This window comes from Lujinxingia vulgaris, from assembly GCF_007997005.1.
Taxonomy (GTDB): domain Bacteria; phylum Myxococcota_A; class Bradymonadia; order Bradymonadales; family Bradymonadaceae; genus Lujinxingia.
On the sequence record NZ_VOSL01000052.1, the window covers coordinates 116,456 to 123,322 of the forward strand.

The window sequence follows — 6,867 nt, forward strand, 5'->3', positions numbered from 1 at the left end:
CTTTAACATCAACCACTTAATGCGACGTCAGACTTTACTGGCGTCGTTTTTTTATCCCCACATCAGGGTGGTGCCCCAGGTCAGGCCGCTGCCAAAGGCGGCCATGATCACCGGGTCGCCCGGGGCGATGCGGCGCTCACGACGTGCCAGGTCGAGGGCCATCGGGATGCTGCCGGCGGTGGTGTTTCCCCACTGCTCGATGGTGTGCAGGACGCGATCTTCGGGGATGTTCGTGCGCGTGGCGACAAGCTCATTGATGCGGCGGTTGGACTGATGGGCGACCAGCACCGCGCGCTTCGGATCGAGGCTGTGCCGGGCGATGAGCGCAGCGACTTCCTGGCTGAGCAGCTCGACAGCGCGGCGAAAGACCTGACGGCCTTCCATATGCGCGAAGTGGCGGCCAGCCTCGATGTCGTCACAGGTGATGCTGGGGTGGTGGGCGGCGCCGGGGCGGTCGCAGAAGAGCAGTCGGGCGCCGCTGCCGTCGGCGCCCAGGCGCACGGGCTCCAGCGCCCCGCCCTCCTGCACGTGGGAGTCTACGGCCTCCACCACCACCGCGCCGGCGCCGTCCCCAAAGAGGATCGACACCGCGCGCCCCCGCGGGCTCATATCGAGGCCGGTGGAGTGAACCTCGCTGCCCACCACGAGTACCCGGCGGTAGGTCCCGCTGACGATCCAGGCGCGGGCCACCGAGAGCGCGTAAAGAAAGCCCGAGCACTGGTTGCGCACGTCGAGCGCCGGGATCGGCGCGACGCCCAGCGCTTCTTGCAAGAGCACGCCGTTACCCGGGAAGACCATATCTGGCGAGAGGGTGGCGAAGACGATCGCGTCGAGCTCCGAGGCGTTGCGCTGCGCATCGGCCAGGGCGGCGCGGGAGGCCTCCAGCGCCAGCGAGGTGTTGGACTGGCCGGGCTCGATGAAGTAGCGGGTCCGGATGCCGGTGCGCGCGACGATCCAGTCGTCGGAGGACCCCAGCTCTGCGGCCAGCTCGTCATTGGAGACGCAGCGCGCGCCCAGGGCGCGACCGCTGCCGCTGATCCGTGCGCCGGGAGGTTGCGTGCTCATGGTGTCGATGCTCGTTGCAGTGGTCAAAGGGCTTGCCCCGTGCGGCGCGCGGTGCAAGGTTCGTCTGCGCGCGATTCGGCGAGTGGGACATTCCCCGGAGTCGCGCGCCCTGCTTTGAGGATAACCGTGTTGAGGGCGGGCTTCCACCACCCGTTGAGGTGTTCTTCGCAGCGCCCTTTCCCGGCCTGCGCGCCCCCGAGATGTCGGAACGACCGAGAGTGATTATGAGCAACGAGCCCGTCGATCTTGTGTACCACGTGGCCGTGGAGCGCCCGCGCGAGGGGGTGATCGGAGCTGTGCTGGCCTTTGCAGGGCGTCACCCGGTGATCGCGGGGCTGGCCTGCGGCGTGCTGGTGGTACTGATCGCCGCGGCGCGGGCGTATCGCGGGGTGGCCAACGAGCCGGTCGCAGCGATGTGGCTCTCGATCAGCGTGATCGCCACCTGGACGGTGCTCTTTGTGGTGATGCGCAACTTCTTTACGGCGCAGTCGATGCGGGTGGTCAACGTCGCCCGTCGCATCCGATGGGACGATGACGCCCTGGTCTGGAGTGAGCAGGGAAACGAACGGCTGCGCCTTGAGCGCCCCACCGCCCGCATCGTGACCACGGAGCTTCCGCCCGAGCGCGACACCCGCAAGACAATCCCCTGGCCGGTGTGGCTGGTGTTGCGCGACGCCGAGGACGCGGAGCGCCGTCTGGTGCTGGAGTCAAAGATCGATGCCTCGCAGCTTCGGGGGGCGCCTAAAGCCACCGCCGACATTCTCTCACAGACCGATGAGACGCTCCCCACGCTGGTGATCTCCCCTCTTCTGGAGCGGGCTCGGGCGCAGCTTCGTGACACCTGAGGCTCATCGTGTGCTCGCCGCACCCTTACCCCTCAGCCTTTACAGAAATGCTCCAGGGCCTCTTCCAGCACCTCGAAGAGGCCGTCCCACTGGGCGTCGGTGACGACAAAGGGCGGAGAGAGCGCGAGCACGTGGCCGTGCTGGCCCGAAGGGAGCACCAGGTAGCCGCGATCGCGGCAGTAGCCCATGATCCCAAGGCCAAGCGCGCCGTCGGGGGTGCGTGTGGCGGGATCTTTGATGAGTTCCAGGCCCAGCATCAGCCCGCGACCGCGCACAAGCCCGATGCGCTCGGGGAAACGCGCCTGCAGGGCTTCGAGGCGCGCGCACACCTCCCTGCCCTTTTGCGCCACACGCCGGGGCCAGTCTTCTTCGAGGAGCACATCGAGCACGGCCTCGGCCATCGCGCAGCCCAGCGGGTTGCCTAAAAAGGTCGAGGTGTGCACCGACTCGCCAGACGAGTTTCCCCAGGAGTCCATGACCTCGCGACGGCCGATGGCCGCCGAGAGGGGGAAGCCCCCGCCGAGCGCTTTGCCCACGCATAAGATGTCGGGGGTGACGCCCTCATGCTCGCACGCGAACATCGTGCCGGTGCGTCCGAAGCCGGTGTAGATCTCATCGAAGATGAGCACGAGGCCGAACTCCTCACACACCTCTTTGAGCGCCGCCAGAAATCCCGGCGGGGGCTCGATCTCGCCACCGCGTCCCTGGAGGGGCTCGATGAGGACGGCGCCGATCATCTCCGCGCCGCTGGCCGGTCCGCGGAGCATCTCGCGCAGGTGCGCGATGGTCGCCTCGCTGATGGTCTGCGGGTCGGTGCCGGGGGCCATTCCGAAAGGCGGTCGGTAGGTGTCCGGGTAAGGCAGATGGGTGACCCAGGGGTTGAGCTGGGACATGAAGGGGCGGCGGAAGTTGTCGCGGTAGGCCGTGGCGCCGAGCGCCCCGTAGCTTAAGCCGTGGTAGCCGCCCCAGAAGGCGATGACGCCGGGGCGGCCGGTGTGCACCGCGGCGGTTTTGAGCGCGGCCTCCACCGCGCTGGCTCCGGAGAGGCCCAGGATGGCGTGGGTGAGCTCGGCCGGAGCTACGTCTGCCAGCCGCCGCGTAAAGCGGATCTTGGCCTCGCTGGGGTAGACATCGCCCATCGCGTGAATGAGATCTTCGGATTGGCGCTGCGCGGCCTCGACCACCCGGGGGTGGGTATGACCGATGCCGGCGACGGCAAAGGCCCCGGTGAAGTCGACGTAGATGTTGCCGTCGACATCTTCGATGTTGGCTCCCTTTGCGCGTTTCCAGACGATGGGGTCCTGGCCCACGCCGGTCTCGGCGGCGCGGCGGGCGCGGCGCGCGGTGATGGCCGGGCACTCGGAGCGCGCGAGCTCATCGACCATCGCGATCGACTGCGGTCCGGGGATGGCGCTCACGATCTTCGGGAGACTCTCTCCGCTGAGCATCACTGGCCTCCGTGGTAGGCGACGGCGAGGAAGGGGACGAGCTGGGTCTGGCCGTTGAAGCGGGTGAGCATCAGGGAGGTCTGGGTGGCGAAGTCGCCAAAGATCCAGGTCGTGCCCACACCCAGGGTCAGCGGTCCGAAGAGCTCCAGGCCGGCGCGAAGCCCGCCCTCTTGAAAGCCCGCCAGCTCGTCGGTGTAGGTGGGAGCCCGCTCAAAGAAGTCGTTGAGTTCCATGAAGGTTCCCGAACCGGCGCCGGTGAAAACTTCCAGGTTAAAGACCAGGTAGTCGGCGGCGTGGGTGTTGGTGCCCACAAAGAGTGAGCCCCAATGACCGCCGGAGGGGAACTCCCAGGTGTATTCGGTGTTTTCGAAGTAGCACTCACCGCGGCCGAAGTCGTAGCGGGTCTCACAGGTGCTGGCGTCAAAGGGGCGGTAGCCGAAGGCGGCGACCACGTTGAGGACGCCGCCCACGCTGAGGACGCTGCGATCGCTCAAGGGGAGGTCGGCCACAAGTTCAAGCCCCAGGCTCACGTCCTGGGTGCCCGGGTCGAAGCCGCTGCGGCGGTAGCGCGCCGAGGGCCCCCAGGTCAGCGCGGCGCGCGAGGTGTTGAAGAGGTTAAAACGCGCGCCTACGCCCAGGTAATACTGGCTGATGCCGGGCCAGGTGGAGCTGACGCGCAGCTCGGTGCCCTGGCGCGGGCTGTAGCTTAAGCGATGCTCCACAAACGCGACGGTGCGGTAGGACCAGTCGCCCTGGTTGAGGAGGGTGGCCGTCGGCCAGACGATGAGGCGACCGGCCAGCGGGTTGGTCTCGGCGCGGGCGTCGACCGGACCGACGTGCTGGGCCAGCGGCTGAAAGTGCGCATCGGCCGGCACGGGCTGCTCGCCATAGCCCAGATCTTCGGGGAAGGTCTTCAGGCGCGGGGCGGACTCGCCCTGCTCCTCGGACTGGGCAAAGGACTGCGCGGGCGCCAGCGCGACCAGCGCACAGGTGGCCACGAGGAGCGACGTCAGAATCGAGTGATGGCGAGGCCAAAAGGAGATCATCATCGGCGGGTCGGCAGTGGACCGGCAAAACGCGGTCGGTTCGGAAGGGCTTGGGGAGGGGGGCCAGCTGGCCTATACTTGCGTCAATTGCCCCTGGAGGCAACGCCCCGAACCCCGCGCGGAGTAGTAGCGATGTACCAGATCGTCATCATGGATAAAAATGCCGAGATCACCGTTGAGCGCGCCCGCTCCAACCACACGCTGCGCGTGCCCGGTAAAGGGGAGCATGTGCTGGTGAAGTGGTCTGGCGAGACGCGCATCTGCGAGGTGGAAGATGTCTGGACGCACCTGAACCTCGATCAGGATTCGCCCTACCAGGGCGCGGTGCAGGTTCTGGTGCGCTGGGCCCGGGGCATGGATCCGGGGCTCTACGTGCAGAGCATGGCGCGACGCTGATCCTCTTGGGGGGCGATCCACGTGAAGGACGCTCAGGGTGATGGAGGCTCGGAGGCGCCGAAGGCGTGGCGTTGTCGGCGAAGAAGATCGCTGCGGAAGTGGTCGACGAGCTCATGGGAGGCCACCTTCGCCCGCACCCTGATGTGAAAGGGCTCTCCAGGCGCAGCCTGGGCCACAAGGAAGGCCTCGGGGCGATGGCGCGGTGCGATATAAGGGGTTAGGGAAGCCAGTGTGCGCACGCGCTCCAGGGCCACTTCGATCGGGAGCGACGTGCGGATGCGCAGCTCCAGCTCGCAGTGGGCCTCGCCGCCGTCCGGCACCCAGGTCAGGGGGCGATCCACGAGCTCGGCGTAGGGGAGCTCGTGGCGCTCACCGCGGGCGTCACGCAGGCGCAACGTGCGGGCGCCCAGGTGCTCGATGACGCCGCGGTAGGGGCCGACTTCCAGGGTGTCGCCGACCTGGTGGCGGGCCTCCCCGGAGAGCACCAGGCCGGCGACGACGCTGCGCAGCAGGGGGGCGGCGGCCACGATGAGCGCGGCCAGGCCGGCCAGAGCCAGGAGCAGGCCGGCGGTGATGCCCTGGCGGGCGATGCTGCCGAGAGTCACGATCAGCACCAGCGTCCACACGCCGACTTGAGCCAGGGGCAGCCAGCGTAAAAGCCGTCGATCGGCCCCGGAGGTGGAGAGCCGACGCAGGCCCACGCTGACCAGGATCGCCGCCAGCACCACCAGCGCCAGCGCCAGCCAGGAGGGGGAGTTTGCGGCGAGCTCGGCGGCAGGAAGATCCGCTACAGGGGATGTGACAGGATCCATAGCAGGCTCCTCAGACCAGGTTCTGATGGCGAAGCGCTCGGGCGACAGCAGCGTCGGCGCCCGGGCGAAGTTTGAGTTCGTCGGGGGGATCGGCCAACGCCTCCAGCAGGCCGCGGCGGCGCAGCGCCGCGAGCTCGGCGCGGGTCTGCTCCAGGCTCAGGCCAAGGATGCTGTGGGCCTGCAGCGCGCTGAGGCTTCCGTGCATCACCAGCGCGGCCAGGAGCAGGCGTTGCTCCAGGCTGAGGCCGTCGAGCACGGGATGGGGAGCGCCGCGAAGCGGCGAAACCAGGATGCGAGAGTCATCAGTCGGATCGGGGTGCACCGCGCGCAACCACCACAGCAGCGCAGCGCGGGGGTTATGGCGGCTATGCGCCGCCAGGGCCTCAAAGAACTCGCGCTGCACCACCTCCGGGGCGGGCGCGCGACGTTGCAGACGCGCCAGGCGCTCGAGCCGACCACGAGGTTGCGGCTCGAAGCTCAACCCAAAACCGCTGACGCGGTGGCGTGCCAGGATCATGGCTTCGAGCCAGGCGCCGTCGACCTCGGGCACACTCACCGAGGTGGTGGCCACGCGCTGAAGGTTGAGGTGGGTGGCGGCGAAGTCGGCTGCGGCCTCATCCATAAGCAAGAGCCAGAAGATCGTCGGCGCGCTCTCGGCGAGGAGCTCAAAGAAGCGCTGCGCGAGCGCCACGCCCTCCTCGGTACGAAGCAGCACGCGGTGCGCCTCCTCGACCACCACGACGCGGCGGCCACGCTCATGATGCTGCAGATCGCGGGCGAGATCTTCAAAACACTCCGGGGCGTTTCCTCGCCCGCCGAGGGCCTCGTAGAGCGCGCGGGTCAGCGCGGCCTCCTCGCGGGCGACCGTGGCGAGGTTCAGGGTGATCACGCTCTCGGAACGAAGATCAGGGATGACGCCAAAGATGCGGGTCGGGACGAGGTGGCGCGCCAGGGTGCGCTTTCCGCTGCCGCGCGGGCCGCGAATCAGCGCCACCTCATCGACGCCGGCCGCCCAGCGGCGCGCGCTCTCCAGGAGGCGCTCCTCGACGCCCCGCTCGCGATAGAAGTCCGGGATATCGAGCGGGCTGGGCACAAAGAGACGCCTGTAGACCGATGGCGCCCGCGAGAAGGCCACCGGCTCATCAGCGAGGATGGCGCGGCGGCGCGCGTTCTCATCGTCGGGCAGGGGCGTGGCGCCGAGCAGCGCGCGGAGCTCTTCGCCCAGCTCCCGGGACCCGCTGGCGGCGCGGGCGCG

Annotated in this window: 7 protein-coding genes; 2 read left to right on the plus strand and 5 right to left on the minus strand. The window is 68.5% G+C overall.

Annotated features, from left to right (window positions below; all coding sequences use genetic code 11):
• Positions 1 to 51: 51 nt before the first annotated feature.
• Complete coding sequence (locus tag FRC96_RS12070; protein WP_146974737.1) at positions 52 to 1,065, minus strand: 3-oxoacyl-ACP synthase III family protein; 1,014 nt, start codon at positions 1,063 to 1,065, stop codon at positions 52 to 54.
• 224 nt (positions 1,066 to 1,289) lie between these two features.
• Between FRC96_RS12070 and FRC96_RS12075 the strand changes: the two genes are divergently transcribed.
• The gene (locus FRC96_RS12075; protein ID WP_146974738.1) at positions 1,290 to 1,910 is read left to right on the plus strand and encodes a hypothetical protein; all 621 of its coding nucleotides are present in this window, start codon (positions 1,290 to 1,292) and stop codon (positions 1,908 to 1,910) included.
• 32 nt (positions 1,911 to 1,942) lie between these two features.
• On the opposite strand, the gene FRC96_RS12080 is transcribed toward FRC96_RS12075, so the two are convergent.
• Positions 1,943 to 3,358 carry an aspartate aminotransferase family protein gene (locus tag FRC96_RS12080; RefSeq protein WP_146974739.1) on the minus strand — a complete coding sequence of 472 codons (1,416 nt, stop codon included), beginning with the start codon at positions 3,356 to 3,358 and terminating at the stop codon, positions 1,943 to 1,945.
• Positions 3,358 to 4,407, minus strand: coding sequence for a hypothetical protein (locus FRC96_RS12085; RefSeq protein ID WP_146974740.1), 1,050 nt, complete (start codon positions 4,405 to 4,407; stop codon positions 3,358 to 3,360). The genes FRC96_RS12080 and FRC96_RS12085 overlap by 1 nt, the downstream gene beginning before the upstream one ends.
• A gap of 129 nt (positions 4,408 to 4,536) precedes the next feature.
• On the opposite strand from FRC96_RS12085, the gene FRC96_RS12090 reads away from it, so the two are divergent.
• Positions 4,537 to 4,800 carry a hypothetical protein gene (locus FRC96_RS12090; RefSeq protein ID WP_146974741.1) on the plus strand — a complete coding sequence of 88 codons (264 nt, stop codon included), beginning with the start codon at positions 4,537 to 4,539 and terminating at the stop codon, positions 4,798 to 4,800.
• Between the two features lie 32 nt (positions 4,801 to 4,832).
• Here FRC96_RS12090 and FRC96_RS12095 read toward each other — a convergent pair whose 3' ends face one another.
• Together FRC96_RS12095 and FRC96_RS22130 are read right to left on the minus strand one after the other, a co-directional pair.
• A complete protein-coding gene (locus FRC96_RS12095) occupies positions 4,833 to 5,612 on the minus strand; it encodes a mechanosensitive ion channel domain-containing protein (protein ID WP_146974742.1) in 780 nt (259 codons plus the stop codon).
• Positions 5,613 to 5,622: 10 nt separating this feature from the next.
• Positions 5,623 to 6,867: AAA family ATPase (locus tag FRC96_RS22130; protein WP_230470182.1), on the minus strand; the 1,245-nt coding region annotated here is incomplete at its 5' end.

Excerpts from the sequence above, each read along its gene's own strand:
- FRC96_RS12070 (WP_146974737.1), bottom strand. The coding sequence starts at position 1,065 with ATGAGCACGCAACCTCCCGGCGCACGGATCAGCGGCAGCGGTCGCGCC.
- FRC96_RS12075 (WP_146974738.1), top strand. The coding sequence starts at position 1,290 with ATGAGCAACGAGCCCGTCGATCTTGTGTACCACGTGGCCGTGGAGCGC.
- FRC96_RS12080 (WP_146974739.1), bottom strand. The coding sequence starts at position 3,358 with ATGCTCAGCGGAGAGAGTCTCCCGAAGATCGTGAGCGCCATCCCCGGA.
- FRC96_RS12085 (WP_146974740.1), bottom strand. The coding sequence starts at position 4,407 with ATGATGATCTCCTTTTGGCCTCGCCATCACTCGATTCTGACGTCGCTC.
- FRC96_RS12090 (WP_146974741.1), top strand. The coding sequence starts at position 4,537 with ATGTACCAGATCGTCATCATGGATAAAAATGCCGAGATCACCGTTGAG.
- FRC96_RS12095 (WP_146974742.1), bottom strand. The coding sequence starts at position 5,612 with ATGGATCCTGTCACATCCCCTGTAGCGGATCTTCCTGCCGCCGAGCTC.